The organism is Herminiimonas fonticola, assembly GCF_003293745.1.
Classification (GTDB): Bacteria; Pseudomonadota; Gammaproteobacteria; order Burkholderiales; family Burkholderiaceae_D; genus Oxalicibacterium; species Oxalicibacterium fonticola.
Genome location: NZ_PTLZ01000002.1, coordinates 662,316 through 688,630, shown reverse-complemented (window position 1 = coordinate 688,630; position 26,315 = coordinate 662,316). Strand labels below are relative to the sequence as shown.

General features: G+C 51.6%; 30 protein-coding genes. 9 read left to right on the top strand and 21 right to left on the bottom strand.

Annotated elements, in window-relative coordinates; all coding sequences use genetic code 11:
• The first annotated feature begins 8 nt into the window (after nt 1–8).
• Nucleotides 9–326 carry a chaperone modulator CbpM gene (locus Hfont_RS10600; RefSeq protein ID WP_112992336.1) on the top strand — a complete coding sequence of 106 codons (318 nt, stop codon included), beginning with the start codon at nt 9–11 and terminating at the stop codon, nt 324–326.
• A 20-nt stretch (nt 327–346) separates the two neighbouring features.
• On the opposite strand, the gene Hfont_RS10595 is transcribed toward Hfont_RS10600, so the two are convergent.
• The 6 genes from Hfont_RS10595 to Hfont_RS10565 form a co-directional block, all read right to left on the bottom strand.
• Nucleotides 347–1,216, bottom strand: coding sequence for an efflux RND transporter periplasmic adaptor subunit (locus tag Hfont_RS10595; RefSeq protein WP_112992335.1), 870 nt, complete (start codon nt 1,214–1,216; stop codon nt 347–349).
• A 30-nt stretch (nt 1,217–1,246) separates the two neighbouring features.
• Complete coding sequence (locus tag Hfont_RS10590) at nt 1,247–1,444, bottom strand: DUF1656 domain-containing protein (RefSeq protein ID WP_112992334.1); 198 nt, start codon at nt 1,442–1,444, stop codon at nt 1,247–1,249.
• Complete coding sequence (locus Hfont_RS10585) at nt 1,434–3,668, bottom strand: FUSC family protein (RefSeq protein ID WP_112992333.1); 2,235 nt, start codon at nt 3,666–3,668, stop codon at nt 1,434–1,436. The genes Hfont_RS10590 and Hfont_RS10585 overlap by 11 nt, the downstream gene beginning before the upstream one ends.
• A 3-nt stretch (nt 3,669–3,671) precedes the next feature.
• Nucleotides 3,672–4,169 carry a MarR family winged helix-turn-helix transcriptional regulator gene (locus Hfont_RS10580; RefSeq protein WP_112992332.1) on the bottom strand — a complete coding sequence of 166 codons (498 nt, stop codon included), beginning with the start codon at nt 4,167–4,169 and terminating at the stop codon, nt 3,672–3,674.
• Complete coding sequence (locus Hfont_RS10575; protein ID WP_112992331.1) at nt 4,166–5,677, bottom strand: efflux transporter outer membrane subunit; 1,512 nt, start codon at nt 5,675–5,677, stop codon at nt 4,166–4,168. The genes Hfont_RS10580 and Hfont_RS10575 overlap by 4 nt, the downstream gene beginning before the upstream one ends.
• A 244-nt stretch (nt 5,678–5,921) precedes the next feature.
• Nucleotides 5,922–6,821 (bottom strand): DMT family transporter, encoded by a 900-nt coding sequence (locus tag Hfont_RS10565; RefSeq protein ID WP_112992329.1) that lies wholly within the window; start codon nt 6,819–6,821, stop codon nt 5,922–5,924.
• A gap of 202 nt (nt 6,822–7,023) precedes the next feature.
• On the opposite strand from Hfont_RS10565, the gene Hfont_RS10560 reads away from it, so the two are divergent.
• The 3 genes from Hfont_RS10560 (at nt 7,024) to Hfont_RS10550 (ending at nt 9,283) form a co-directional block, all read left to right on the top strand.
• Entirely contained in the window at nt 7,024–7,950 is a 927-nt protein-coding gene (locus tag Hfont_RS10560; RefSeq protein ID WP_206604470.1) for an ABC transporter ATP-binding protein, read from the top strand.
• Nucleotides 7,951–7,960: 10 nt separating this feature from the next.
• Nucleotides 7,961–8,722 (top strand): ABC transporter permease, encoded by a 762-nt coding sequence (locus Hfont_RS10555; protein WP_112992327.1) that lies wholly within the window; start codon nt 7,961–7,963, stop codon nt 8,720–8,722.
• Between the two features lie 153 nt (nt 8,723–8,875).
• Nucleotides 8,876–9,283 carry a lysozyme inhibitor LprI family protein gene (locus Hfont_RS10550; protein ID WP_112992326.1) on the top strand — a complete coding sequence of 136 codons (408 nt, stop codon included), beginning with the start codon at nt 8,876–8,878 and terminating at the stop codon, nt 9,281–9,283.
• Between the two features lie 36 nt (nt 9,284–9,319).
• On the opposite strand, the gene Hfont_RS10545 is transcribed toward Hfont_RS10550, so the two are convergent.
• Entirely contained in the window at nt 9,320–9,748 is a 429-nt protein-coding gene (locus Hfont_RS10545; RefSeq protein WP_112992325.1) for a YybH family protein, read from the bottom strand.
• Between the two features lie 95 nt (nt 9,749–9,843).
• Here Hfont_RS10545 and Hfont_RS10540 point away from each other — a divergent pair, with 95 nt between their 5' ends.
• Nucleotides 9,844–10,158, top strand: coding sequence for a GNAT family N-acetyltransferase (locus Hfont_RS10540; RefSeq protein ID WP_112992324.1), 315 nt, complete (start codon nt 9,844–9,846; stop codon nt 10,156–10,158).
• A gap of 78 nt (nt 10,159–10,236) precedes the next feature.
• On the opposite strand, the gene Hfont_RS10535 is transcribed toward Hfont_RS10540, so the two are convergent.
• The 4 genes from Hfont_RS10535 to Hfont_RS10520 all read right to left on the bottom strand — a co-directional run bounded on the left by Hfont_RS10535 (nt 10,237) and on the right by Hfont_RS10520 (nt 13,703).
• Nucleotides 10,237–11,292: an alkene reductase gene (locus tag Hfont_RS10535; protein ID WP_112992323.1), complete on the bottom strand. Its 1,056-nt coding sequence runs from the start codon at nt 11,290–11,292 to the stop codon at nt 10,237–10,239.
• Between the two features lie 34 nt (nt 11,293–11,326).
• Nucleotides 11,327–12,508: an MFS transporter gene (locus Hfont_RS10530; RefSeq protein WP_112992322.1), complete on the bottom strand. Its 1,182-nt coding sequence runs from the start codon at nt 12,506–12,508 to the stop codon at nt 11,327–11,329.
• 49 nt (nt 12,509–12,557) lie between these two features.
• Entirely contained in the window at nt 12,558–12,854 is a 297-nt protein-coding gene (locus Hfont_RS10525; RefSeq protein ID WP_112992321.1) for an ArsR/SmtB family transcription factor, read from the bottom strand.
• Nucleotides 12,855–13,070: 216 nt separating this feature from the next.
• The gene (locus tag Hfont_RS10520) at nt 13,071–13,703 is read right to left on the bottom strand and encodes a 2OG-Fe(II) oxygenase (protein ID WP_112992320.1); all 633 of its coding nucleotides are present in this window, start codon (nt 13,701–13,703) and stop codon (nt 13,071–13,073) included.
• Between the two features lie 187 nt (nt 13,704–13,890).
• Here Hfont_RS10520 and Hfont_RS10515 point away from each other — a divergent pair, with 187 nt between their 5' ends.
• The 4 genes from Hfont_RS10515 (at nt 13,891) to Hfont_RS10500 (ending at nt 17,147) form a co-directional block, all read left to right on the top strand.
• Nucleotides 13,891–14,307 carry a MarR family winged helix-turn-helix transcriptional regulator gene (locus Hfont_RS10515; RefSeq protein ID WP_112992319.1) on the top strand — a complete coding sequence of 139 codons (417 nt, stop codon included), beginning with the start codon at nt 13,891–13,893 and terminating at the stop codon, nt 14,305–14,307.
• A gap of 48 nt (nt 14,308–14,355) precedes the next feature.
• Nucleotides 14,356–14,745, top strand: coding sequence for a tautomerase family protein (locus Hfont_RS10510; protein ID WP_112992318.1), 390 nt, complete (start codon nt 14,356–14,358; stop codon nt 14,743–14,745).
• 153 nt (nt 14,746–14,898) lie between these two features.
• Nucleotides 14,899–16,527, top strand: a complete 1,629-nt coding sequence (locus Hfont_RS10505; protein ID WP_112992317.1) for a tetratricopeptide repeat protein — start codon at nt 14,899–14,901, stop codon at nt 16,525–16,527.
• A gap of 2 nt (nt 16,528–16,529) precedes the next feature.
• The gene (locus tag Hfont_RS10500) at nt 16,530–17,147 is read left to right on the top strand and encodes a sensor histidine kinase (RefSeq protein WP_112992316.1); all 618 of its coding nucleotides are present in this window, start codon (nt 16,530–16,532) and stop codon (nt 17,145–17,147) included.
• A gap of 29 nt (nt 17,148–17,176) precedes the next feature.
• Here the strand turns inward: Hfont_RS10500 and Hfont_RS10495 are convergent, their stop codons facing one another.
• The 10 genes from Hfont_RS10495 to Hfont_RS10450 form a co-directional block, all read right to left on the bottom strand.
• Nucleotides 17,177–17,848, bottom strand: coding sequence for an energy-coupling factor ABC transporter ATP-binding protein (locus Hfont_RS10495; protein WP_112992315.1), 672 nt, complete (start codon nt 17,846–17,848; stop codon nt 17,177–17,179).
• A complete protein-coding gene (locus tag Hfont_RS10490; RefSeq protein ID WP_112992314.1) occupies nt 17,848–18,552 on the bottom strand; it encodes an ABC transporter permease in 705 nt (234 codons plus the stop codon). The genes Hfont_RS10495 and Hfont_RS10490 overlap by 1 nt, the downstream gene beginning before the upstream one ends.
• Before the next feature lie 135 nt (nt 18,553–18,687).
• Complete coding sequence (locus Hfont_RS10485) at nt 18,688–19,533, bottom strand: formate dehydrogenase accessory sulfurtransferase FdhD (RefSeq protein WP_112992313.1); 846 nt, start codon at nt 19,531–19,533, stop codon at nt 18,688–18,690.
• A 209-nt stretch (nt 19,534–19,742) separates the two neighbouring features.
• Complete coding sequence (locus Hfont_RS10480; protein WP_338322780.1) at nt 19,743–20,084, bottom strand: hypothetical protein; 342 nt, start codon at nt 20,082–20,084, stop codon at nt 19,743–19,745.
• Between the two features lie 10 nt (nt 20,085–20,094).
• Nucleotides 20,095–21,261: a formate dehydrogenase subunit gamma gene (locus Hfont_RS10475; protein WP_112992312.1), complete on the bottom strand. Its 1,167-nt coding sequence runs from the start codon at nt 21,259–21,261 to the stop codon at nt 20,095–20,097.
• A gap of 22 nt (nt 21,262–21,283) precedes the next feature.
• The gene (locus tag Hfont_RS10470) at nt 21,284–21,511 is read right to left on the bottom strand and encodes a hypothetical protein (protein ID WP_112992311.1); all 228 of its coding nucleotides are present in this window, start codon (nt 21,509–21,511) and stop codon (nt 21,284–21,286) included.
• Entirely contained in the window at nt 21,508–22,140 is a 633-nt protein-coding gene (gene fdh3B / locus Hfont_RS10465; protein ID WP_112992310.1) for a formate dehydrogenase FDH3 subunit beta, read from the bottom strand. The genes Hfont_RS10470 and fdh3B overlap by 4 nt, the downstream gene beginning before the upstream one ends.
• Before the next feature lie 96 nt (nt 22,141–22,236).
• Nucleotides 22,237–25,203, bottom strand: a complete 2,967-nt coding sequence (locus Hfont_RS10460; protein ID WP_112992309.1) for a formate dehydrogenase subunit alpha — start codon at nt 25,201–25,203, stop codon at nt 22,237–22,239.
• Nucleotides 25,204–25,218: 15 nt separating this feature from the next.
• Nucleotides 25,219–25,419: a hypothetical protein gene (locus Hfont_RS10455; protein WP_112992308.1), complete on the bottom strand. Its 201-nt coding sequence runs from the start codon at nt 25,417–25,419 to the stop codon at nt 25,219–25,221.
• A gap of 201 nt (nt 25,420–25,620) precedes the next feature.
• Nucleotides 25,621–26,235 carry a TorD/DmsD family molecular chaperone gene (locus tag Hfont_RS10450; protein WP_112992307.1) on the bottom strand — a complete coding sequence of 205 codons (615 nt, stop codon included), beginning with the start codon at nt 26,233–26,235 and terminating at the stop codon, nt 25,621–25,623.
• Between the last annotated feature and the right edge of the window lie 80 nt (nt 26,236–26,315).

The window sequence follows — 26,315 nt, the reverse complement described above, 5'->3', positions numbered from 1 at the left end:
CGTTCATCATGAGCAAAACAGTGAGCAACTATCTCGATTGCCAGATCGTCGAAGAGGACATTAAGCTGACCTTGTTTGAACTGTGCCAGGCATCGCATGCATCGGAAGAAACGATCAGGTCGCTGGTAATGGAAGGCGTACTGGAACCGATTGAGCAGCAGGCACAAGAGTGGCAATTCCCCGGCTCTTCGTTACGCCGTGCAAAATTGGCACAGCAATTGACGGAAGACATGGAAATCAATCCATCCGGGGTTGCGCTGGTATTGGATCTGCTGGATCGCATAGCGAGCTTGCAGGCGCAACTGGTACGCCTGAGTCGGCATTAAGCTTTACATCCGACGTTACCCTACTTCTTTACCGGCTTGACGATCACCGTGCATGTCGTGCCGGCCACCAGCTTGTGTTCTTTATCCAGATCATCGATCCGTATGCGCACAGGTACACGCTGAGCCAAGCGCACCCAGTTGAACGTCGGATTGATATCAGCCAGCAATTCTTTACCAGTCGCTGCATCGCGATCGGTAATGCCGCGGGAAATACTTTCGATATGGCCTTTCAATGACGCACCGCCACTCATCAAGTGAATTTCAACGACGTCGTTCACAGCCAGATAAGGCAATTTGGTTTCTTCAAAATAGCCGCTGATATAGTAAGAATTACTGTCTATCACCGCCAACTGCGGAATCCCTATCGCTGCAAAATCACCCGCATACACATGCAGATTGGTGACGTAACCATCGACCGGCGCTTTGACATCGGTGCGTTCCAGATTGAGTTGCGCGGTTTCCAGCGCTGCCGCGGCAGCCTGATATTTTGCTCCAGCGATAGACGACAGCGACGCCGCGGCTTCACGATTTTCACTGGTGACTATCGATGCGTCCAGACCGCTGCGACGTGCAGCTTCCTTGCTGCGCATGCCCCTCTCTGCCTGTTGCGCCGCCAGTGTCGCTTCTGCCTGCGACACCGCATGCGCATAGCGACGCTTGTCGATGCTGAACAGGACATCACCCTTGTGCACGAATTGGTTATCGTGCACGGCAACATTCGTCACGATGCCCGATACATCCGGTGCAATGTGTATGGTATTCGCCTTGACGCGACCATCGCGCGTCCATGGCGAATACATATTGTCATTCCACAGGTAGGCACCGAACAGAATGGCAATCAACAAGAGTACGCCGGTAATGACGTAGCGCAGAGTGGCAGATGTACGCATGAGCGTGATCCTTTGTTTCAGTAAATTATTTTAGTAAATCAAGAGCGCAAGTACGCCGAATATGCAAACCAGCAAACACAAACGAAACAGCGAACGATGCCAGACGTGTCGATAGACGCCAAAGTGGCCGCACAACCAGTCGATACCGATATGAATCAGCACGCTCGCCAGAAAAACGATTAACAGTGACGGCATTAACACACCGAATATGGCAATTTCACGCGGCATGAAGTGCTCCATTCTCCGATTCCGCTGTTACGGAAAAATTACTCAATGATTGATCCAGCAGCGAGGTATGGATCAAATGCAGATCCGTCAAGGCACGCTGCAGTTGTGCTGTTTCTTGCGGCAAGAGATTGCTTCCATCAGATAACAATTCGCGCAGCATCTTGCCAGCTGCTTTTGTCTCGGCGATTGCGCGTTCGCGTTGCTCCGCTTGAGGCCGGCGGAAATAATCGGCCAGGCTCGCTACACATTTTTCCTTCGCAATCCGTGCCGGGTGCCCGGCTGCAAGACGCGCGCTCAAGTCACGCAAATCGATAATCGCGTGACCGAGTTCCAGTAGCGTGATTGCCTGATTCAGCGTCATGCGCGTCGCCGCATCGGCAGTCCCGCGAATACTCATGCTGAGCTGGTTCAACAAATCGCGCACACTGCTTTCAAAATGATGGCGTAAATGGCGTGCATCGCTGATACAAAGACGCCAGGCCTCATCCCACAATGCTTCCGCAATATGCCGCCGCGAACCCTGCTTGTGTTCAGGCAGGATCAGCGCGAACATCAAGGCGGCGAGCATCAGCCCGATGATTTGCGCCATGCCTGAGTTGATGAAATCGATAACATCAAAGCGCATCAAATTCTCGGGCGAGATCATTTGCGCAAACATCAGATTGAAACCGATACCTATCCCCGCCACCTTGCGCCAGGTACTGACGTACGCGCCAACGATCAAAAACGGCAACATCGCCAGCACCAGCATGGCATAACCTTCCACGTGATTAAGCATGAAGAAAGCGCAGATAAAAGCAAACGGAAGCGCGATGCTGAAGCCCAATGTGGTCTGACGTATCAAAGTCGAAGGATCTGGCGATGATGCTGCCAAACCGCAAAAAATAACCGTGATGATGACTGCACCGCTGGCGCTAGGCCAGTTCAATCCATACCAGGCAAGGGCCAGCAGCAGCAAGGCCGCGGCACTGCGCAAGCCGGCCGCAATCGCAATCATGGGCGGCGTCTTGGCGCTATAAGCCAGTATTTTCGTTTGAGTCTTTTCTTGAATGTTCGACAGTCGTTTCGGCAGATCGTGATAAATCGAAACCAGTTGGAAAAGTTCGTCGCTGAAACGCTGCATCAACTCCAGGGCCGTATCCAGATCCAGCCTTTGCTGATCATTGAATGGATGCTGCAAAAATTCGCTACGCGTATCGGCAATCAGCTGCGGCAAAACCTGATTCAATGCAATCAGCTTGTCGCGCGTCACACCAGCTTCGACCGCATTGCGCGCCGGAGCATTCGTCACCATCAATGCCGATGAAAATGCGGCGTACAAAGGATGCATCACATCCGGCACCAGCATGTCGCCGCGATCGCGCAGGCGTTGCATCAGTTGATGCAAGGTATGGAAGGTTGTCAGTCCTATCATCGCGGCAGAATTGAATGCGTACAGTTGCTGATTACGCGTACGGACATCGCCCGCTTCAAAAAAAGCAGCAGCGCGCCCCAACTCCAGGGCGGCTACTTCAGTTGCAAATTGCAGATGCTGACGCTCCAATTGTTCCGGGCTAAGACGTCCTTGCATCGCATCATGGAACAACTGTGCGATGTCGCGATACAACTTGCGTACGGCCTGCACCAATTGCTCACTTTGATGCTTGGGAAAAATCGCATCATTGACCAATGCCGCACACAAGATCCCGAGTGAGATTTCAGTCACCCGTGAGACGGCCAGATCAAACACATGCAGCGGCATGTCTATCGCCGGCACAGCAATCATGCACGCGGTGTAGCCCGCCAATACGAAACCGTAAGAACGCGCATTGCGCATCAATGCCGAACCGGCAGTGCACAAACCCACCCACACTGCGAGTGCAATGAAAAGCAGCAGCGCCTGTTGCGGAAACAAGGCAAACAATGTCAACGCTGCGGCACAGCCGATCAAGGTACCAAGCAAACGGTAAATACTTTTTTCCAGCGCCATGCCACTGCTGGGCAAGGCAACAATGAAGACCGTCATCATTGCACTGCGCGGCGAATCGAAGCCGAGACGAAATGCAATCCACAAGGCGAGAAAAGCTGCCAGCATGGTTTTCAATACGAAGACCCAACGCTGCCCTTCTGTCTCTATCCAATCCTGAGCAATCACGCGTGCACGACGATGCCATGCAGCCGGTGGTGCCGACCCTGACGTTGCCGGATCAGATATTGCAGACGTGGATTCAGCAGCAGTACTCACGACTCAGGCGCTTTCTTCCAGGTTGTTCAACTGCTGCCTAAGCAATGCTTCGTGCAAGGAGAGATCCTTTGCATTGATACCTGAGTAAGTTAACTGCAAGATCTTCCAATACTCAGGCGACACTTTCTCGACGCACTTGCGGCCGGCGCTGGTCAAGGAGATATCGACGCTGCGTCTGTCTTCCTGACTGAAACGACGTTTGATCAAGCCCTGTCTTTCCAGATCATTGCAGATGCGCGTCAAATTGGCCGGTTTCTCGGAACAGGCCTCGCCCAAGTCGGATGCGCGTTGCGTTTCATCATCGGAGCCGTACAACACCATCAGCGCGGTATAACTGACGCTGGTTAAACCATGATTTCTCATCACCGCATTGAGTTGGTCCTGCATACGTTTTTGTATGTGATACGCCAAACGGCTCAGCGACACCAATTGCTTCGGATGATCCGGCATGCGAACACCGCAACGCTCTATGCGTCTAGTGGTACTGTCAAAATTACTCATGGCTGCCTACCTTTTTGTTGCATGCTTTCCGTTTTCTGCGCGTTTTGCTGAGAAGACGCAGCAGTTGCTTCAACTTGTTCAGGGCTGTAGCCACCACCCAAGGCCAGCATCAATGCTGCGTGACTTTCCATCATGCGGGCGGTGATCTGCACTTGCTGCTGTTGCTGCGCCAGCAAGGCAACTTCACTATTCAGCAACACGAGGAAATCCGTCATGCCAGCGGAAAAACCTTTGCTGGCCAGATTACGGGCCTTGCTTGCCGTGGCCAATGCGCCATCGTTCAGATCTTTTTGCTGTTGCAGCGATTGCGCGACGGTCAAGGTGCTGGCGACGTTTTCCAAAGCATGGATCAAGGTGCCGTTATAGCTTTCCACCGCGATGTCGTACTCGGCTGTATGCACACCCAGATTGCTGCGCAAACGACCGCCATCGAAAATAGGTAAAGAAATCGCAGGCCCGAATCCGCGTATCGCCGATTCGCCGCTAAGGAATTTGCTGAAACCTATCGATTGAAAACCAATGAATGCCATCAAATTGATATTCGGATAGAAGGACGCCTTGGCAACTTCGATTTTCTTGCTGGCTGCTTCCACGCCCCAGCGCCGTGCAGCGACATCAGGACGACGGCCTATCAAATCCGCCGGCAATGCAGTCGGCAACTGCAGCCACGCATTGCTCTTGAGCATCAATGTAGGGCGCGTGATTTTCTCTCCGGCAGCCGGACCTTTACCTGTGAGAGCGGCGAGTTGATTACGCAAGAGCGTGATCGATTCCTCATGCTGTTCTATCTGTATATGCAAAGGCGGTACTGCAGCTTCGAGTTGCGTGAGATCGACTTCAGTCGCCAAACCTGCAGCAAGACGCTGACGCATGACATGCAGGGATTTTTCGCGATGCGACAGCGTATCTTCAACCATGTCTTTCAAAGTGAATTGCAGTGAAAGCTGCACATAGCTGCGCACGATATTGTTTTCCAGCGCCAGTCGCGCCATCTGCGATTCGGCAGCGGCGACTTTCACTTCATCCAGTGCTGCGGCCAGGGCCTGACGCTGTTTGCCCCACAAATCGAGATCGTAAGTCGCTTCTACCGCAACACGGTTGTACCAGGCATAGTTACCGGCCTCCGGTGGCGGAATAAAGTCGTGTTCGGAGAAGAGTTGACGTGTCATCGAAGTCGATGCACCAACTGCAGGCAAGGTTGCAGATTCGGCCATGCCGGCAAAAGCCTGCGCCTGACGCACGCGCGCTTCCGCGATATGCAAGCTTGGATTATCCGCAAGCGCAGTCGCAATCAGGCTATTGAGTTGCGGATCACCATAGGCATGCCACCATTCCTGTTGCGGCCATTGCGCCGCGATTGCAGCATTCGAAACCGCCAACTGCTTGCCACCATCCAGCGTATTTGCATCCATCTGACGGGCTTGCGGTTTGATATTGCCCATGTCGGCACACGCGCCAAGCAGCGCGGTCACACAGGAAAGAGCCAACCAAGTCATCTGTTTTTTCATGATGCGTAAGTAAATCCGTAGCAAGGATGAATCTATTTTACTCAAATATAATTTACTAATGAAATATATTTTTACGAATAATGAATTTGTTATCAAAATAAAAATGACAACTGATAAACGCAGATACTCGATCGCCTGGATCAAGCATAGTCTTTTAGCGAGGCTAGAGCTACTTCAAAGGATGCAGGGAATGCTTACCATGCCGCTGCACGCAGGCAAAGACATGGTCAAAAAACAAGCGCGTTCAGCGGCGTGAAGAAACCACAATCCCGCCAACGATCAGCGCGAAAGCAAACGCATGATAAAGATGTGGCACTTCACCCAGGAAGGCCGATGACATGAGCGCAGCAAACAGCGGCGTCAGATTACTGAAGAATCCGGCAATGGTCGGGCCGACGCGTTGCACGCCTATGCCCCAGCAACGCAAGGCGATGATGGCCGGGCCGATCGCGACAAAGACCAAAGCTGCGATAAGTGGCCAGCCCCAAGCGATGTCTTGAGCGCCTATGCTCCATTCAGCTGCGGCAAATGCACCCGACCACACTGCACCGAAGGCCACTTGCGCCAGCATGAAGGCAATCCAGTTCGATTTGATTTCGACCGGATCTTTCGGCAAGGTCAGCAACCAACTGTAAAAAGACCAGACAATCGCCGCCAGTATCATCAAGATGTCGCCCGGCACCAGACGCAAGGCCAGCAATTGGCGCAGCTCGCCGCGACTCAACACCAGCAATACGCCGGCAATCGACATCACTGCACCGATGGATTGTTTGAACGACACACGCACGCCGAAAAACAGTGAACCTATCATCAGCATCCAGACCGGCATGCTGGCCGCGACTAAAGTGACATTGATCGGCGATGAAGTTTTCAAGGCGAGGTATTGCAGGGAGTTATACAGTCCGACGCCAAGCAAGCCCAGCAAGGAAAAACGCCGCCAATGCGTCCACAGCGCGCTATTGCGACGGAATATCCAGGTCGCAAACGGCAGCAAAATCAATGCGGCAATCGACCAGCGGAAAAAATTCAGAGTAATCGGTGGCACAAGGCCGTTCACCGACCTGCCTACGATTGCGTTACCAGCCCACATAAGCGGTGCAATCGTGAGCAGCAAAGCGGTCGATGGTGTTATTTTTTGATTCATGTGCAGAAGACGAGTACAAACAGGCGGTGGATCGCGCGACAAAGACTGTCGCGGTGATATTCAGCAACGAAGGATACTTGATATGACTGACGACGTCCTGACGGAAAAATTACAAGGATGCTTGAATTGAAGTAATCGACCAAAAGCATCAGAACAGCATACGCACTACAATCTATGCCATCGGATTTTATGCGGGGCTAATTTGCAATCCATCATTTCGGTCAAGAACCTGACCAAACAATATGCATCCGGTTTTCAGGCACTGAAGGGAATCGATCTCGACATACGTCGCGGTGAAATCTTCGCCCTGCTAGGCCCTAACGGCGCTGGCAAGACCACGCTGATCAACATCATCTGCGGCATCGTCAATCCAAGCACAGGCACGGTACTGGCGGACGGTCACGACATCGTGGCCGACTATCGTGCTGCGCGCAGCAAGATCGGACTGGTACCGCAGGAGCTTTCCACTGACGCGTTTGAAACCGTGTGGGCGACCGTCAATTTCAGCCGCGGTATTTTCGGCAAACCGAAAGATCATGCGCATGTTGAAAAAGTCTTGCGCTCGCTATCCCTGTGGGACAAGAAAGACTCGAAGATTTTTTCCTTGTCAGGCGGCATGAAGCGACGCGTGATGATTGCCAAGGCGCTATCGCACGAACCGCAAATTCTGTTTCTCGATGAACCGACAGCCGGCGTTGACGTCGAGTTGCGGCGCGACATGTGGGAAATGGTACGTGGCCTGCGTGAAAGCGGCGTCACGATCATCCTCACTACGCACTATATCGAAGAAGCCGAAGAAATGGCCGATCGCATAGGTGTGATTCGCAAAGGTGAAATCATTCTGGTCGAGGATAAAGCGGCACTGATGGCCAAGCTCGGCAAGAAGCAGCTACGTTTGCATCTGCAACGTCCACTGGCAGCGATACCGGCAGAACTCGCCAGCTCGCAACTGGAGCTCACAGACGACGGCAACGAATTGATTTACACCTTCGATGCGCAAAGCGAACAGACCGGCATAGGCGAACTGTTGAAGCGACTTGGCGAACACGGTATCGATTTCAAGGATCTGCAATCCAGCCAAAGTTCGCTGGAAGAGATCTTCGTCAGTTTAGTACATAGCAAAGATTAAGAAGACAATCATGAACCTTTACGCAATCCGCGCCATCTATCAATTCGAACTGGCACGCACCTGGCGCACACTGATGCAAAGCATCGCCGCGCCGGTTATTTCCACCTCACTGTACTTCGTCGTATTCGGCGCAGCTATCGGTTCACGCATGGTTGAAGTGAATGGCGTCAGTTACGGCGCATTCATCGTCCCGGGCCTGATCATGATGGCGCTGATGACGGAGAGTATTTCCAATGCATCCTTCGGCATCTTCATGCCCAAGTATGCGGGCACCATTTATGAAGTCCTCTCTGCACCGATTTCTTATGTAGAGATCGTGATCGGTTACGTAGGCGCAGCAGCGACCAAATCCATCATCCTCGGCGTATTGATACTCGCGACGGCGCGACTGTTTGTTTCATTTGAAATCGCACATCCATTCTGGATGATCACTTTCCTGATTTTGACTGCAGTGACATTCAGCCTGTTCGGTTTCATCATCGGCATCTGGGCAACCGGCTTTGAGAAACTGCAGATCATTCCGATGCTGATCGTGACGCCCCTCGCCTTCCTTGGTGGCAGTTTTTACTCGATCAGCATGCTGCCTTCGGTCTGGCAAAAAATCGCGCTGGTGAATCCGGTGGTTTATTTGATCAGCGGATTTCGCTGGAGTTTTTATGGCGTGTCGGACGTCAGCGTCGTGGTCAGTATGGTGATGACATTGGTATTCCTGAGCTTGTGTCTGTTTGCGGTCTGGTACATTTTCAAAACCGGTTATCGCTTGAAGGTATAGCAGCGATGAAGTAATTTAGGCAGAGAGCGATTGCCTTTATTGACGTTGATGAAAATATGAAGCAAGCTATCCCTGCAAATCCGTGCACGTTAGCTGACACCAAGCTTACGCAAACGTGACGCCACTCTTATTCATTCTTTTCGAAAATACAAAATGAAAAAAATCACCTTGCTGTTCCTCACCTTGCTCTCATTTTCCGCATTCGCACAGCAGGTTGATCCTTGCATAGGCAAGGGTTCAGCGCAGGAAATGGGTGTTTGCGTAAAAGCAGAATATAAAAAATCCAGCGATAAACTCGATAGCACCTACAAGGCGCTGAGAGCTCAAATGCCAAACAAGGATATTGACGGCATTCCTTATCCAGCCGTCAAAAAACAATTGAAGATTGCGCAGCAGGCGTGGAGCGGATTTGTCGAGCAGGATTGCAAAACCATCAGCGTCTACAACACTGGCAGCAGCTTGAAAGATGTTGAGTATTACAGCTGCATGCGCTTGCATACAGAAACGCGTATTCAAGAATTGAGCAAATTCCTGGACAGCAGAAAAAAACCGAAAGCGTAATCCCGCGATGCAGGCATAAGGATTCCGCTAGCCGAACTAGCGATCCTTCATGCCTGCACGCATACTGCCGTACGGATCGTCGATGATGTAACGCCACGATCCATCTTCCTGCTTTCTCAGCACTTCCAGCGTATCCACATTCGTTTTTACCAACTGCCCATCTGGTTTGGTAAACGCCAGCTCCGCCTTCATCCGATTTGTCGCCAGCGTACCGTCGCCACTCAAGGTCGCAGTGATAAATGCGATCGTGAACTTCGGCTTCAGTGCGATCACGCCAGCATTGTTTTCGCGTATAGCATCCAGCCCTGTCATCACTTCACCTGATTTTTTGAACAGGACTGCGCTAGTCTCATACAAGGCAACCGAGGTTTCAATATCGCCTGATTCCAGCGCAGCAACCAGCACGCGACTGCAATCCTCAGGTTGGCGTGCCAACTTGCTGACATTCGCATTAAAATTCGGCATCTTCCTTCTCCAAGTGAGTCTGTTAGACCGATGTATCATCTCATGATGATTAGTATATCCCTACCAAATTGAAAGACCGTCTCTTTGATCAAGGCATGAAGCGCGCGACACCACAAGAAGACACCATCATCCAGCGTTACGAATGGATAGACGACAATCGTGTCATCGGCTTTGTGGATTACTACGTCTTTGATGAAGTGTGCATGATCATGCACACAGAAGTCTTGCCTGCGCTTGCAGGCAGAGGACTGGGTTCTCTACTCGCCAGCAAGGCGATGGAACATGTGGGAGAGATAGGAAAAAGCGTCGTGCCGATTTGCGGATTTCTCGTGCATTATCTGCGCAAGAATCCGCAACATCATGCTTTGCTCACGCCAGCGAGCCGGCGTGTCTTTAGCATCGGATCGTAAATCGAATCGTGATATTCAAGCTGCATATGATCGAATCAAAAATCATATGCACACTTGAATACACATTCATTCACATCATCAAGCCAGCGCAGGATAGTCGGTGTAACCCTCTGCCGTCGGGCTGTAGAAGGTTTCCGGACGTGACGGATTGAGCGGTGCATTGTCTTTCAGGCGACGTGGCAAATCAGGGTTGGAGATAAACCATTTACCAAAGGCTACCGCATCCGCTTCACCGCTCGCGATGACTTGTTCAGCCGTTTCCTTGTCCATTTTTTCATTCGCAATGTAGACGCCACCGAAGGCTTTTTTCAGCAGAGGTCCAATGCGATTGTCACCTACCGATTCGCGTGAGCAAATGAATGCGATGCCGCGCTTGCCCAATTCAGTTGCAACATAGCCGAAGGTTGCTGCCGGATTTTCATCGCTCAAATCATGAGAATCGCCGCGTGGTGCCAGATGTACGCCAACGCGCGATGCGCCCCATACGTCGATACATGCATCGGTCACTTCCAGCATCAAACGCGCACGATTTTCTAGCGAACCGCCGTAGATGTCGGTGCGCAGATTGGTGCTGCTTTGCAGGAACTGATCCAGCAAATAGCCGTTTGCGCCATGTACTTCTACGCCGTCGAAACCGGCCAGCTTGGCGTTCTCTGCACCTTTGCGATAAGCGGCAACGATGCCTGGAATTTCTGCCAGATCGAGTGCACGTGGCGTGACGTATTCAACTTGCGGACGCACGATGCTGACGTGGCCTTTTGGCTGAATCGCACTTGGCGCAACCGGCAATTCGCCGTTCAAAAACAGTGGATGCGAAATACGACCTACGTGCCACAGTTGCAGGAAAATCAAACCGCCTGCTTTATGGACTGCATCTGTCACCAACTTCCAGCCGGCGACTTGCTCGTCGGACCAGATGCCTGGCGTGTCTGCATAGCCGACGCCTTGTGGCGTGACCGCGGTTGCTTCGCTCAGGATCAAACCGGCAGATGCGCGCTGTACATAATATTCAGCCATCAACGCATTCGGTACACGACCACCGCCGACTGCGCGCGAGCGTGTGAGTGGCGCCATGATGACGCGATTAGGCAATTCGAGATCGCCGACTTTGATAGGAGTAAAAAGTGTAGTCATGACATGCTTTCTTCAGAATTAGGAAAAGTACTGCTTATGCAACTGCAACAACAGGCTCACTCGTAACGCCCGCTGCGCGTTGTACAAAATGCAGCGAGATACGGATAGCCACTAATGCGGCAAGCGCAAGCACTGCCGCCGCCAAAGGAACTGCCTGCAGGCCGAAACCTGCACCGATTACCGAACCGCCGACCCATGCACCAAGTGCATTGCCGACGTTAAACGCGCCGATGTTTAGCGTCGCCACCAGATTCGGTGCAGCTTTGCCAAAGATCATCACGTTGACTTGCAAGCCAGGGACTGCAGCGAACGACACCAGTGCCCACAGGAATAAATTGATTTCGACCGGAATCAAATACGGGCTGGTCCAGCGCACGATTGCACCGACCACGGCCAGCACCAGAAAGATGCCGGTCAGCGCAGTACCAAGACGCCAGTCAGCCAAGCGACCACCGATGTAATTGCCGACCGTCAAACCGAGGCCGATCAGGAACAGCGTCCAGGTAACGGTGCGTGGCGACACATGCGTGACGTCTTCCAGCAAGGGAGCGACATAGGTGAACAATGCAAATACTGCAGCGGAAAACAGCATGGTCGTCGCCAATGCCGCCCACAAACCTGCGTTGCGCAACTGACCGATCTCGGCACGGATATCTGTTTTTTCTTCGTCATGCCCCACCGGCATCACACGCCACAAACCGATCAGCGACAACACGCCGAGTACCGCAACTGCCCAGAACGGCATTTGCCAACCGGCGACTTGACCCAGTGCCGTACCGAGCGGGACGCCCAACACATTCGCCAGCGTCAAGCCAGTAAACATCAAAGCCACTGCAGAAGCCTTGCGATTTTCCGGCACCAGACTTGCGGCGACAACAGAGCCAATGCCGAAGAAAGCGCCGTGGCACAGAGAGGTAATGATGCGTGCCACCATCAGGAAGTTGTAGTCAGTTGCGACCGCGCACAGAATATTGCCAATGATGAAAATCCCCATCAACAGCAGCAAGGCGCGTTTGCGCGGGAAGGATGCTGTTGCGACCGCCATGATAGGAGCGCCGATCGCGACACCGAGTGCGTAACCGCTGATCAACCAGCCTGCGCTAGGGATTGAGACAGACAGGCTGCGCGCTACGTCAGGCAGCAAGCCCATGATGACAAATTCGGTGGTGCCGATTGCAAAGGCGCTCAGCGCCAGTATGAGTAAGGCTAAAGGCATACAGTCTTTCTTGAATATTGTGATGAGTGTTCGGGCTTGGCGATCAGCATTACAGATCGTCGTGAATAGATTCGAGAAAGGCCTGAATCGTCGCTTCATTCCGTTTGAAAAACACCCATTGGCCGACACGTCGCGATGTCACCAGCTCAGCCGCCTGCAAAGTTGCCAGATGGGCGGAAACAGTGGATTGCGACAAACCGCTACGCTTGTCTATCATTCCGCAACAGACGCCAAAATCGAGCGGATGCTCTTGTTCTGCGAAATAGACTTCCGGCGTTTTCAGCCAGGCCAGAATCTGGCGACGTACCGGATTGGCTAAAGCCTTGTGTATGACATCGTTATCCATAAAATTTCCTTTTCGACATGTTTCGTTGAAATCCGAAACAAATATCGTATTACTTAGAATTTAATATCGCAATTGTACGATATTAAAAATAAACGTGCTGGCGGCACCTTCTTTCCGTTTTCAAGACGACGGATTTAAGGGTGTTTCAGAGGGAAAAAAAGAAATATTGGCGAAACGTGAAGGCTGGCTGCGGTCCATTCTGGACATTCGATTTGCTCAAACGCGACGTCTGAACCACCCTGCCAAGGACATCCGGTCGCGCGTCGCAGGCAAAACTTCATGCAGCATGTCGGCCGACATGAACAACACCAGCCGGCTGCCTGTAGGCGTAATGTCTTCACTACATTTGCCTTCAGGGTGCAGGCGCAAGGCACCGCCCTGCTCTGGCAACCAATCCGGATTGAGATAAATCACGACGGAAACAGTACGGCTATCGTCATCCCGAAAGCGATCCAGATGCTTCAGATAAGACGCGCCGGGAGAGTAAAAAGCGAAGTGGCTTTCATATTCATCCAGGCCAAGGAAGAGCGTGCGATTGAGTGCGACGCGCAAGTTCTCCATGATTTGCAGATAGCGATCGCAGGCAATCGATTGTCCGGCTTTCAGCCATGCAATCTGGTCACCGCGTATCGTTGGTCTTACTGCCTGGTCGTCGCCACGCCCTACGCCTGCCAATTTCATTGCGCCGTCATCGTTTAATAAATGGCATTCGGCGGCGAGAGCAATGGTCAACTCTTCCGTCAGGAAGCAGTTTTGCTGCGACCAGCCGTGTTCGGTCAAATCGTCGCCGATATTCAGCCGCAAGATTTCGCTGACGTATTCGGGAGCTAAGGGAGTTGCTGCAAGCATCGTTTAAATCTTTTCTGAAAAAACGTGCTTATCGGCAAAATGCCAGACCGTTGTCGGTAGATGAGCTATACGCAGTGTAGGCCTTTGCGGTGACGCATTATGCGCCGAGAACCTTAAGCGAACGAAAAAATCCAAGCCCGCACAAATTATAGTTGCATAGCGAACTAAATTATCCTAGACTTGCTTCATGTTTGATTACTGCCTCTATTTCAATACGACTGCCCTCGCCCGCGTTCTTGAACGTGAATGGAGCAAGGCGTTCAAGCCATTCGGCCTGACACCGTCACAGGCATTCATGCTGCGTGCGGTATTGAAAAAGCCCGACATGTTGCAAAGCGAATTGGCTAGGGAGCTTGCGATTTCACGCTCCACCGCGACGCGTACGCTGGATGGTTTGCAGCAATTGGGATTGTTGTTACGCCAGGCTACCGGTAACGACGGTCGAGAATCAGCAATACAGGCAACCGCGGCCGGAATTGCCTTGCAGGAACAACTCGATGCCGCAAGCGGCGAAGTAACCAAGCGCTTGAAGAAAGAACTTGGTTTGGCTCACTTTGATGAAACCGTCACCAAAGTGAAACAAGTGCGCTCAACCATAGCTTGAGCTTTTTTTTAACGAAGTAGTTGCATAGCAAACTAATTGGAGATTCAAATGCCTATCCTCAACGTCAAAGTAAGTGCCGAAAAATCGCCAGAATTGGTCAAGCAGATATCCGACCTATTGCTTGATCTGACTAGCCGTATTTTGAAAAAGAAACGTGAAGTCACGGCCATCGCCATTGATTTCACAGGACGCGATAGCTGGGTCGTTGGCGGGCATCTTTTGAGCGAGCAAAACAAGAACAGCTTTTACTTCGATATCAAGATTACCGACGAAACCAATACCAAGGATGAGAAAGCGCTGTATATCAAGGAAGCGTTTGCAGGCTTTGAACACATCCTGGGTAATCTGCATGAAGAGAGTTACATCTACGTCCAAGACGTCAGAGCGGCATCTTACGGCTACGGTGGATACACGCAAGAGTATCGCTACCACCATTGAGCCGCCGTGCCCTGTAGCCTGCACATGATGCCGTCAAAACTTAACAGCATCATGTGCGCAACTACCCATCGGGAAATGATGTTTTTGCAACGCAGACTTTCTAAAGTCAGCCGCAGCCCGGTATGATGAGAGAACTATCATCCTCATATGCACATGGCCACTATCCTCAATAGCCGTCTTGCCAAACTGCGCGCCCTGGTCGTCGATGATTTGCAGACAATGCGGCAAAACATTCGGACTCAATTAGGACAATTGGGTATCGAACAGGTTGATCAGGCGGCCACGCCGGATGACGCGATCAAGTTCATACGCAACGCCAATTACGATGTGATCGTGTGCGATTACAACCTCAACAAGGAAACCAACGGTCAGCAAATGCTGGAGTTTCTGCGTTCGAACAAGATGCTGTCGCCAACTGCCATGTTCTTCATGGTCACGGCAGAAAGTAGCTACGACAGCGTTGCCAGCACCGCAGAATTTCAACCTGATGCCTACATGGTCAAACCGTTGACCGGTGGCCGCATCGCAGATCGCATCGAGCGTCTGCTCGACAGGCAGCATGCGCTCAAACCAATCACCGACAGGCTGGATCGCAAGGATCTTGCCGGTGCGATTGCCGAATGCGACAAGGTTGCGCAAAGCGATCCGAAATGGATAGTCGATGTTCTCAAATTGAAATCATCTGCCGCGCTTGATCTTGGCGATATTGAAGCTGCGCGCAAAGTCTACGCAGAAGCGTTGAGCCTGCGCAACGATCTGGTCTGGGCCAAACTGGGATTGGCACGCTGCCATCAAGCGGCAGGCAAACTCGATGAAGCAAAAGTCATCGTGGAAAGCGTACTCGAAAAGAATAACCAGTTCATCGGCGCCTACGATCTGCTCGCACAGATCGCCGAATCGCAAGGCAAGGATCAGGAAGCGCTTGATGCCTTGAACAAGTCTTATGAAGTCATTCCCTCTGCACGCCGCAGTCGTCTGGTCGGCGATGCTGCATATCGTGTCGGCGATCTGGAACAAGCCCTCACTGCTTTCACCAAGGCAGTCAGTCATACTCGCGGCTCGTTGACGGCACAAGCGTCAGATGCACTGTCACTGGCGCAAGTACATGTCGATACACGCGAACCGACCCTGGCTTTGACGGTATTGAGTGTCGCGGCCAAGGATTACCAGGATGATCCCTCTTTTCCAACGCGGCAGGCGATTATTGCAGCGCAGGCTTTTGCCGGCCTGGGCGATATGGAGTCAGCCAAGGCTGCATACGAATCCGCCAAGGAAGCCGCCGGTGAAATCCGTGCTGATGCCGATTCACTTACGCTCGCCAAAGCAGCATTTTGCGTAGGCTTGAATGAAGAAGGCGCGCGCATGATGAGCAAGGCCATCAAGGCAGATCATGAAAACGAAAGGCTGGTCGCGTTCGCACGCAGAGTGTTGAAAGACACCGGCAACGAAGCCATGATCGAAAAAATCGTCGAAGAATCGATCAGCGCAGGAGCCTTGATCGTAGATGAAGCGACCAAACTGATGCGTAACGGCCAATTCGACGAATCACTGGAAAAACTGGAAGAAGCATTGGTCGCAACACCCGACAACACTGGCGTGCTGCTCGCTGCCGCTCAGTTGCATTTGCTGTGGATGAGCCAGAAAGGTCTGGATAGATCCTATGTTGAACGTGTTAACGGTTATCTGGCACAACTCGATGGCTTGATGCCAAACAGCGAACGCGTCGCGAAGATGTACCGCTTCCTTCGTGAAACGCTGGTTAAAGTCGCGCGCGAGGCCTGACCATGAGTCCGCAACTGACTGCTGTCATCGTGCACGATTTGAAGAATGCATTAGGTGCACTGGAAGGACAATTATCAGCTTTGACCGCAGATCTCGATCATGCGCTGGCTAAGCAAGCGCATATGAGCTGCATCGCTCTGCGTGAAAAATTGACAGGATTCTTGACTCTGTACAAAGCTTCCGAACACGGTTTGAACGCGCGTATTGAAGCTGTCAGTCCGGATGATTTTTTACAAGCCTTGATTCGTCATCATCCTGTTGTTCATTCCGTCGAGCGTCCGGCAAAACAGATAAGCATCAATGACGACGACATGCCTACCATCGCATTCTTTGATGAACATCTGGTGGGTATGGCTTTGGACGCAGCTTTGCAAAATGCGCTGCGTTTTGCAAAATCAGAAATCAGCATTGCCTGTGCAAAAAGAGATGGCTACATCGTTTTCACGATTCAGGATGATGGGCCAGGCTTGGGAACGACAGAAGAAAAACAATCTACTGGTTTGGGTATGGCTTTATGCGAAGCAATCGCCCGCGCGCATCAAAATGAAGATCGGCATGGCAGCACTCACTTGAAAACACTAGCAAATGGCGGCGCACTTTTTACATTGCGCTTGCCTTAAGAACAAAGCGCCTCAAAAAATCTGCACGACTAATGGTGCAGATTAATCTCTTTGACTTCCAGTGTACCGTCACGTATTTTCAAGCGCTGCACACCCGGCAAGGCAATTAAATCCCTGTCATGGCAAGCCATAATGACGCTACTGCCCTCGCCCACCAAAGTCGGAATCAGCGCAATCACCTGTTCGCGAGCAGCACCATCCAGATTGGCGGTCGGCTCATCGAGCAACAATAATTTCGGTGACAATACACGCGCACGCGCCAACGCGACACGCTGTTTTTCACCACCGGACAAGAATGCCGGAATGCTCTTGCGCAAGTGCACAATGCCGGCCCATTCAATTGCTTCTTCCACTTTTTCAGCAACGATATTTTTCGCTACACCGCGTACAGTCAGACCATACGCAATATTGTCGGCAACGCTGGTGGAAAACATCACAGGATGTTGATGTACGTAGACGATGGCATCACGCATGGTGCGCGGATAAGGTGACAGATTGACTGCTTCGTTATTAAATTTCACTTCCCCCGCATCGGCTGATTCCAGTCCTGCCAGGATACGCATCAAGGTACTTTTTCCTGAACCGTTGGCGCCGGTCAGCACATAAGCCTGCGCCGCAGCAATAGCCAGGTTTTTGATATTCAGCAATTGCCGCTGATGAAATTTCTTTTGCAGATTGTGGATAGTTAACAATGCAGTCATCACATATTCCTCGCAGGGCGTGTATCGCCTTGCAATAGCATCATGCCGGCGTTGATGAGCAAGGCAAACGCCACCAGGACAATCCCCAACGCGATACCTTGAGCGAATTCGCCTTTGCTGGTTTCCAGCGCAATCGCGGTTGTGATGGTACGTGTTTCGCCGGCGATATTACCGCCTACCATCATCGCGCAACCGACTTCAGAAATGACGCGACCGAAGCCATTAATCACAGCCGCCATCACGCCGAAACGTACTTCATGCAATACCGTCAACATCACACGCCATCTGGAAGCGCCATGCACAATCGCGGTTTCCGCCAAACGCGGATCGGCGGCCTGCACTGCCGACAAGGTGAACGCAATCAACACCGGCAGCACGATCAGGATTTGTCCGAGAATAACGCCTGATTGCGTGAACAACCATTGCAGCGAACCGAAAGGTCCTTGGCGAGACAACAGCAGATACAGCAGCAAGCCAATCAAAACGGTAGGCAGGGACAAGGCCGCCTGCGCAATCCAGATCACTATGCGCCGTCCCGTGAATTCCCGTGTTGCAATCACGTAACCGATCAACACTGCGATCGGTGCGGCAATCAGCAAACCGACTATCGATGTCTTCAGCGAGATCCAGATAATTCGCCATAGCACAGGGTCGCCCGAAAAGAGCAAACCGAAAGCAGCCTGGGTGGCGTCAATTAATGGCATGGAAAGAAGGAAGTAAGAGCAACGAGTTCGTCGCTATTTATTATGTTGCGGCAATTTTAACGCACTCTAAATGTGCATCGATAGAAGACTTCAATGCGCCCGACGAATATATCGCCAAGTAATGGGCAAGCTGTCTCAGGCAACGTGAAGCGGAACGTCCAGTAATTCCGGCTCGTAGACCATACGTTCCTTGCCGGTCACCAGCAAAAAATGTTTGCCGGTGCAACGTGCCAGCAAGGTCATGTTGACCTTTTCCGCCACCAGATGTCCCATCTGTGTAGTGCCGGAACGAGAAATCAGGAAAGGCATGCCCATCTGTGCGCCCTTGATCACCATCTCGGATGTCAGTCGGCCTGTCGTATAAAAAACCTTGTCTGCGCCGCTGATATTTTCTAGCCACATAATGCCGGCTATGGAATCAACAGCATTGTGACGCCCCACATCTTCGATGAAATACTGCAATTCACCTTCCGATGAAAACAAGCCGCAGCCATGCACGGAGCCCGCTTTTGCGTAGACAGAATCCTGCGTGCGTATCTTGTTGACGATTTTATACAAAGTAGATTGCTTCAATCTTGCATCTGGCGGCAAGACTATCGTATCGACCTCGTCCATCAAGCCGCCGAACATCGTGCCCTGTCCGCAACCAGTGGTCACCACACGCTTGGCTGTGCGTTCTTCAATATTCTCGATTCCGCCACGCGTGGTTACCGCCACTGCATGCTTGTTCCAGTCAACGTGGATGGCAACAACTTCTTCTATCGTTTCTACCAAACGCTGATTGCGTAAATAACCCAGTGTGAGCGCTTCCGGTGCGGCGCCCAAGGTCATCAGCGTCACCAGTTCGCGACCATCGACGTAGACCGTCAACGGACGTTCGGCAGGAATCGCAATCGTCGACACTTGCGTACTTTCATTGACGGCATTGACGTCATACGTCAGTTTGATCGGCGTGCTGGTAAATTCTGGGCGATACGACATGGCAACTCATTTTGGACAAGGAAAACGACCTTGTTCACTATCGGATTCATGTTTTTACATGATGCGTGGCGCGCAACTACATGAAATGTCCTATGACATCGCATTTTTGTTGGCACAGTCGGGATTATAACGGCAAGAGATGCGCAGGGTTCATGGCAGCCTGCGGGCAATCCACCTTTAAAAGGCGGATTGCCTATTGTGAAGACGGATTACTTTTTTGCGCCAGCGGCAGGAACCGGTTTCGCGTCAGCCACACCAACGGTAGAAGTCGCAACCTGCAACGCGACATACGGCCCTGGATTGGTACAGGCTGGGACTTCAATTGCCGGCTTTGGTTTGCCTTTTTGTTTCAGGTAATTTGCAGCGACCTTATCCTGCGCCTGGCATAACTGATAAGCCGCAACCTTGTCGTTCCATGCCGTCTTGTTTTTTGCCTCGTCGGCTTTTGCTTTTGCTTCGTCGCTCAAGGGTGGCAGTTTTGCCGCAGCCACGCCCATGACCATCAAGCCCATCAACGCGATCAGTAACTTGCTCATCTGTATCTTGCTCATGTATGCCTCCTTAGACAGCCTTGGCCGGAATACCCAGTTTATCCGCACTTTTTTCACTGCGAACACGTGGGACTTTGCCGCTTTCAATTTCCTGATACCAGATATCGTGATGCTCCTTGGCCCACGCATCGTCGACATAACCTGTCGACATCGCCTCGAAAGCACCCTCCATCCCGAGCGTACCGATGTAGATATGCGCAAGCGATGCGCTGAATACCATTACCGCACCCACTAGATGAATCACGTTGGCAATCTGCATATTGCCGCGGGTGTACAGAATGCCAGGCACCAGCATGTCGAGTACAAAACCGGATGCGCTGACGATCAAGCCTAGAAAGACCAGGCCGCCCCAGAACCATAATTTTTCACCGGCATTGAAGCGACCTGCGCTGGCATGACCACGTGCACCGCCCAGATTCTTCAACCATTGCCAGTCCGCTTTGGCCGGGAAGTTATCCTTGACGAAAATTGCGAACATCACGATGAGAGCAACGGTAAACACCGGTCCGACAAAGTTATGTACGTTCTTGCACGCATACGCGAGCCAGCCGAACGCAGTATGGCCAAATACCGGCAACACGACATATTTACCAAACAACATGATCAGACCTGTAAGTGCCAGAGTCAGAAAGCTGATGGCGACTGTCCAGTGCGCGGTGCGCTCGAACGATGTAAAGCGCTCGATCAGGCGGCCAGTACGTCCGCTTTTCAATTTGATGGTGCCAACCGCCAAGTAAAAAGCCGCTATCCCCACGACAGCAACAATGATCAGCCAGCCACCGTATGTCGTCAGCGGGCCATTGCGATATTGTCGCCAGGCTTCACCCGCAGTCGTTGCACGGGCTTGCCCTGGAAACTGTGCTTTAGGCTGTATCAACACACCTGCTTCCAGTGCAGGCAGGCTGGAGTAGTGTTCGCCACCCTCTTTTATTTGACGATAAACCGGCGCCAGATTACCCGGCTGAACCTGAGTACGTTCAGCCTGATTCTGTTTCATGTACAAAATATCGTCGGATTGAATATTCGACATATTTTGTACCGCCGGCGGCGGTGTTGCTTCCGCTTTGGATTCTGCAGCTTTATTTGCAGCAGTTTGATTCGTTTGAGCCGACGTTATACCGGCGGTCGCAACAAGCAGCGACAAACCGATAGCGAGTTTGGCGAACCATGTATGCATGATCATTCTCCTCGTGAATGCCTTAATTGACTTTCACGTACTCGTTCTGTGCTTGTGCGCGATTACGCATTTGCGTATCCCACTCGGTCTTGTTGCCGGCTGTCCAGCCCTTGATCACATAAGGATCGTTCACTGCGCCCTTATAGGGAGGCACGTCGCCGGACACACGCGCATCGGCTTGCGATTGGCTTGTTTCACTGCAGCCAAACATGCCCAACGCAAGTAATGAAATCAATAGGGTACGCATCATGATTTTTTCTCCGCTGGAGGTGCTTTCGCTTCCGGATTATGTGACTTGCCATAAGCGGTGCCCCAACCCCAGACTTCACTGCCTTTGCCTCGACGCAGTACGCGAGCTCGGAAAATATCGGCAATCACATCGCCATCGCCACCCAACAGGGCTTTGGTTGAACACATTTCAGCACAAGCCGGCAACTTGCCTTCAGCCAGACGATTGCGTCCGTATTTCTCAAACTCTGCTTTCGAACCATTCTCTTCCGGACCGCCGGCGCAGAATGTACATTTATCCATTTTGCCGCGTAAACCGAAGGTGCCATTGGATGGAAATTGTGGTGCGCCGAACGGGCAAGCATACGAGCAGTAACCGCAACCGATACAGATATCCTTGTCATGCAAGACCACACCTTCGTCGGTGCGATAGAAGCAATCGACCGGGCAAACCGCCATGCAAGGCGCATCGGAACAATGCATGCAGGCGACTGAGATCGATTTTTCCTGTCCGACTATGCCATCGTTGACCGTGACTACGCGTCGTCGATTGACGCCCCACGGCACTTCATGCTCGTTTTTGCACGCGGTCACGCAGCCATTGCATTCGATACAGCGCTCTGCATCGCAGATGAATTTCATTCGTGCCATTTTGATCTCTCCTTAGCTATTCTTATCAACGTTCAACGATTTATATTTGCTGCTTGTGCTGTGCTGTTCACTGCTCGTTGTTTCTACCGCTGATAATCACGCCGCTGCCTTCTCGATATTGCAAATGGTGGTCTTGCTTTCCTGCATCATCGTGACCGAGTCGTAACCGTAAGTCGTTGCAGTATTCACCGCTTCACCACGCACGATAGGATGTGCGCCTTCTGGATACGAATCGATCATGTCCTTGCCCTGCCACCAGCCCGAAAAATGGAAAGGGATAAAGGCAGTGTCTACACCGACACGCATCGTCACCAAAGCCTTGACCTTGATGCGCGCTCCGGTCGGTGTGCTGACAATCACATAGTCGCCATTACGTATGCCGCGATCGGATGCTGCTTTTGGATTGATCTCGACAAAGTTATCTTGCTGCAATTCGGCCAACCAAGGATTCGAACGTGTTTCTTCGCCGCCACCTTCGTACTCGACCAGACGTCCTGAAGTAAGAATGATAGGAAACTTTTCGTACAGCTTGGCTTCGACATTCTTGTCTTGTAGCGACTTGTACAAGGTCGGCATGCGCCAGAAACCTTTCTTGTCATCGTGCGTCGGATATTTGGCAACCAGATCCGGACGTGTACCGTAGATAGGTTCGCGATGCAGCGGCACTGGATCAGGGAAGTTCCAGACCACAGCACGTGCCTTCGCATTCCCCCATGGATGCACACCATGCACTTTCATCGTCACACGTTGAATACCGCCGGAAAGATCGGTTTTCCAGTTCTTGCCTTCCGCAGCTTTTTTCTCTGCATCGGTGAGGTCATCCCACCAACCGAGTTTTTTCAGCAGGATGTGATCAAACTCTGGATAACCGGTTGTAATTTCCGCGTTCTTGCTGTGTGAACCGTCTTCCGCGAGCAAGCTAACGCCATCTTTTTCGACACCGAAGTTGGCGCGGAAATTACCGCCACCTTCCATCATTGTTTTGGACGTGTCATAGAGATTAGGGGAGCCTGGATGCTTCAACTCTGGTGTGCCATAGCAAGGCCATGGCAAACCAAAATAATCGCCGGTCAGGTCGTAACCGGTTGCAGCATCCTTGCCGCCGCTGCATTTCAATGTCTTCACATCGAACATATGCATATTGCGCATATGTGCTTTCAGACGCAGCGGTGATTGGCCGGTATAACCGATGGTCCATGAACCACGATTGATTTCTTCCAGCATGGCTTCCGGTTCCGGCTCCATCATGCCGCCCTTGCCTGGAACCAGTTTAATCTTGGCGACCAGCTCTTTGCCAAAACCCAGTTTTTGCGCCATCTGATACATGATCATGTGATCGGTGCGCGACTCGAACAATGGTTCGATTACTTTTTCACGCCATTGCAGAGAGCGATTCGACGCTGTCACCGAGCCAGATGTTTCAAACTGAGTCGCAGCCGGCAATAGATAAACAGCACGATTCGGATTAAGTTCCTGTCCATCAACTTTCATCGCCGCCATCGCTGCCGTCGCGGATGGATAGGGATCAATGACGACCAACAAATCGAGCTTGTCGAAGGCTTTTTTCATATCTAGCCCGCGGGTCTGCGAATTTGGCGCATGGCCCCAGAACAGCACACCCTTGACCGTGTTGTCCTGATCTATATTTTCGCTTTTCTCGAGCACAGCATCGACCCAGCGCGATACCGTAGTGCCGGATTTTTCCATCATGGCTTGCGAAACGTACTGTTTCTTCACCCACTCATAATCGACGCCCCATACCGCACACCAGTGCTTCCATGAACCAGTGGCTAGGCCGTAATAGCCCGGCAGCGAATCAGGATTAGGACCTACATCGGTCGCACCTTGTACGTTATCGTGGCCGCGGAAAATATTTGTGCCACCGCCGGATTTACCTACATTACCCAAAGCCAGTTGCAGAATGCAGGAGGCACGCACCATCGCGTTACCGATCGAGTGCTGCGTTTGTCCCATACACCACACGATGGTAGATGGTCGATTTTTTGCCATCGTTTCTGCGGCTTTATAGACTTCTGCTTCCGGCACACCGCAGGCTTCTTCAACTTTTTCCGGTGTCCATTTCATGACTTCGTCTCTGACTTTTTCCATGCCATAGACGCGATCGTGAATGTACTGTTTGTCTTCCCAGCCGTTTTTGAAGATGTGATACAGCACGCCCCACAGGAAAGGAATGTCCGAACCGGAGCGTATGCGTATGTATTGATCAGCTTTTGCGGCCGTGCGCGTAAAGCGCGGATCTACCACGATCATCTTGGTACCGGTTTCCTTCGCGTGCAGCATATGCAGCATGGAAACCGGATGTGCTTCAGCCGCATTGGAACCGATGTACAACGCAGCTTTTGAATTCTGCATGTCGTTGTAACTATTGGTCATCGCGCCATAACCCCAGGTATTAGCTACACCAGCGACCGTGGTTGAGTGGCAAATACGGGCTTGATGATCGGTGTTATTGGTACCGAAGAAAGAAACGAATTTGCGCAACAGCGCAGCTTGTTCATTATTGTGCTTGGAAGAACCGACGAAGAAAACAGAATCAGGGCCGCTGACTTTTTTGATATCCAGCATCTTGGCTGTGATTTCATTCATCGCCTGATCCCAGCTGATGCGCTGGTATTTTCCGTTGACCAGTTTCATCGGGTATTTCAGGCGATACTCACCGTGACCATGCTCACGCAATGCTGCACCTTTGGCGCAATGCGCACCGAGGTTAAGCGGCGAATCAAACACCGGCTCCTGTCTCACCCACACGCCGTTCTCAACGATCGCATCCGATGCGCAACCGACTGAACAGTGCGTACAGACTGTACGTTTTACTTCGATCTTGCTGCCACCTGCTGCAGCTTTTCCGCCTTCTGCTGCTTTGGCTTTTTGAATCAGCCCGAGCTGTGCGGCAGCAATACCAGCACCGATACCAATGCCGGAACGCTTGAGAAAACCGCGTCTGTCCATAGTCGGCAAAGCACGCGACAGACTATCGGCAAGGCTGGATGTGAAGCGAGCAGGCGAACGCTCTGCAGCGTTACTTTTGCGAGTTAACAGCATGACGTCACCTCGTAATTAAATTGTGGTGGTGCGGTAGTATTTTTTGACGTGCTCTGTCAAACGGTAGCTGTCGCCTTCAGGCTCTTGCGGGGACAGTGCGTTTTCCAGGGCAGAAGTTGCAGATTCGGGAGCTAATTTGGCGGCAACGCCGGCTGCGGCGACTAAGCCCAAGCCTGCGAAGAAAGTACGGCGGGGAATGCGGGATTGCTCGGACATGATCGTCTCCTGTAATTGGGGCAGGACGTAATATGTTTTTTAATTCCTATGTACTATTTTCACAACTTAGCATACCTTTTTGCAACTTGCACGCCATAAATAATAAAAATTGCACTTTTTCAGGGTAAAACCAGCTTCAAACTCAAAAATATTTGTAATTTTATTAATAAATTTGAATCTGACATGGCTGAACCATATCAACTAAGCCATATCGAAAGCCTGCATTTCAACTTCAAAAAATGCATGCGCCAGGCGCGCCACCGGTTTGTAGAAATTTGCGTTTGAGCTGGATTCCAGCGCATTACAGCAATCCAGCACCCAGGCACGCATATGCGTATTGAAAAACTTCTCCTGCACTGCGAGATTCGCATGCACCACGTCATCAGCGGCAATCAAGTAGCGCATCACTTCACATAGTGATGCCAGATGATCTTCACTCTCAACCACATCGTCCGATCGTTGCAAACCCAACAGCGATAAATCAGTACGCAGCTCCGCCAAGGGTTTTTCCATCAAAAAGCCGGAAAGATAAAACGAGCCGTACAGCATCACTTCCGGCTTACCCACGCCGATAAAGAGCAATTCATATTCTTCGCGCACAGCTTCTTGCTGCGCTGTCTTGCAAGCAGCGACCAGATCAGCCCATGCATGCTCCAGCAGACTGTCGCCCTGCACCACTGCACTGCCTATCGTAGTTAACAAAGCTTGCGGTGGTGGCGCATACAACAGGGTCGCCAACAAACCATAAAGATCAGCGCGTGCGGTTTCTTCACCTTGATCTTGCGATTCAAACTTGATTGCCTGGGTGCTTGTCATGTGAGCCTGTCAGTACTTTTATTTAAATGAATAGACCGCATTTCATCCATCACAGTCCGTTACAAACCAATTACTCAACT

What these genes read in the sequence shown, in the direction of transcription:
- Hfont_RS10600 (WP_112992336.1), top strand. Translation starts at nt 9, where the DNA reads ATGAGCAAAACAGTGAGCAACTATCTCGATTGCCAGATCGTCGAAGAG.
- Hfont_RS10595 (WP_112992335.1), bottom strand. Translation starts at nt 1,216, where the DNA reads ATGCGTACATCTGCCACTCTGCGCTACGTCATTACCGGCGTACTCTTG.
- Hfont_RS10590 (WP_112992334.1), bottom strand. Translation starts at nt 1,444, where the DNA reads ATGCCGCGTGAAATTGCCATATTCGGTGTGTTAATGCCGTCACTGTTA.
- Hfont_RS10580 (WP_112992332.1), bottom strand. Translation starts at nt 4,169, where the DNA reads ATGAGTAATTTTGACAGTACCACTAGACGCATAGAGCGTTGCGGTGTT.
- Hfont_RS10575 (WP_112992331.1), bottom strand. Translation starts at nt 5,677, where the DNA reads ATGAAAAAACAGATGACTTGGTTGGCTCTTTCCTGTGTGACCGCGCTG.
- Hfont_RS10565 (WP_112992329.1), bottom strand. Translation starts at nt 6,821, where the DNA reads ATGAATCAAAAAATAACACCATCGACCGCTTTGCTGCTCACGATTGCA.
- Hfont_RS10555 (WP_112992327.1), top strand. Translation starts at nt 7,961, where the DNA reads ATGAACCTTTACGCAATCCGCGCCATCTATCAATTCGAACTGGCACGC.
- Hfont_RS10550 (WP_112992326.1), top strand. Translation starts at nt 8,876, where the DNA reads ATGAAAAAAATCACCTTGCTGTTCCTCACCTTGCTCTCATTTTCCGCA.
- Hfont_RS10545 (WP_112992325.1), bottom strand. Translation starts at nt 9,748, where the DNA reads ATGCCGAATTTTAATGCGAATGTCAGCAAGTTGGCACGCCAACCTGAG.
- Hfont_RS10540 (WP_112992324.1), top strand. Translation starts at nt 9,844, where the DNA reads ATGAAGCGCGCGACACCACAAGAAGACACCATCATCCAGCGTTACGAA.
- Hfont_RS10535 (WP_112992323.1), bottom strand. Translation starts at nt 11,292, where the DNA reads ATGACTACACTTTTTACTCCTATCAAAGTCGGCGATCTCGAATTGCCT.
- Hfont_RS10530 (WP_112992322.1), bottom strand. Translation starts at nt 12,508, where the DNA reads ATGCCTTTAGCCTTACTCATACTGGCGCTGAGCGCCTTTGCAATCGGC.
- Hfont_RS10525 (WP_112992321.1), bottom strand. Translation starts at nt 12,854, where the DNA reads ATGGATAACGATGTCATACACAAGGCTTTAGCCAATCCGGTACGTCGC.
- Hfont_RS10520 (WP_112992320.1), bottom strand. Translation starts at nt 13,703, where the DNA reads ATGCTTGCAGCAACTCCCTTAGCTCCCGAATACGTCAGCGAAATCTTG.
- Hfont_RS10515 (WP_112992319.1), top strand. Translation starts at nt 13,891, where the DNA reads ATGTTTGATTACTGCCTCTATTTCAATACGACTGCCCTCGCCCGCGTT.
- Hfont_RS10510 (WP_112992318.1), top strand. Translation starts at nt 14,356, where the DNA reads ATGCCTATCCTCAACGTCAAAGTAAGTGCCGAAAAATCGCCAGAATTG.
- Hfont_RS10505 (WP_112992317.1), top strand. Translation starts at nt 14,899, where the DNA reads ATGGCCACTATCCTCAATAGCCGTCTTGCCAAACTGCGCGCCCTGGTC.
- Hfont_RS10500 (WP_112992316.1), top strand. Translation starts at nt 16,530, where the DNA reads ATGAGTCCGCAACTGACTGCTGTCATCGTGCACGATTTGAAGAATGCA.
- Hfont_RS10495 (WP_112992315.1), bottom strand. Translation starts at nt 17,848, where the DNA reads ATGACTGCATTGTTAACTATCCACAATCTGCAAAAGAAATTTCATCAG.
- Hfont_RS10490 (WP_112992314.1), bottom strand. Translation starts at nt 18,552, where the DNA reads ATGCCATTAATTGACGCCACCCAGGCTGCTTTCGGTTTGCTCTTTTCG.
- Hfont_RS10485 (WP_112992313.1), bottom strand. Translation starts at nt 19,533, where the DNA reads ATGTCGTATCGCCCAGAATTTACCAGCACGCCGATCAAACTGACGTAT.
- Hfont_RS10480 (WP_338322780.1), bottom strand. Translation starts at nt 20,084, where the DNA reads ATGAGCAAGATACAGATGAGCAAGTTACTGATCGCGTTGATGGGCTTG.
- Hfont_RS10475 (WP_112992312.1), bottom strand. Translation starts at nt 21,261, where the DNA reads ATGCATACATGGTTCGCCAAACTCGCTATCGGTTTGTCGCTGCTTGTT.
- Hfont_RS10470 (WP_112992311.1), bottom strand. Translation starts at nt 21,511, where the DNA reads ATGATGCGTACCCTATTGATTTCATTACTTGCGTTGGGCATGTTTGGC.
- fdh3B (WP_112992310.1), bottom strand. Translation starts at nt 22,140, where the DNA reads ATGGCACGAATGAAATTCATCTGCGATGCAGAGCGCTGTATCGAATGC.
- Hfont_RS10460 (WP_112992309.1), bottom strand. Translation starts at nt 25,203, where the DNA reads ATGCTGTTAACTCGCAAAAGTAACGCTGCAGAGCGTTCGCCTGCTCGC.
- Hfont_RS10455 (WP_112992308.1), bottom strand. Translation starts at nt 25,419, where the DNA reads ATGTCCGAGCAATCCCGCATTCCCCGCCGTACTTTCTTCGCAGGCTTG.
- Hfont_RS10450 (WP_112992307.1), bottom strand. Translation starts at nt 26,235, where the DNA reads ATGACAAGCACCCAGGCAATCAAGTTTGAATCGCAAGATCAAGGTGAA.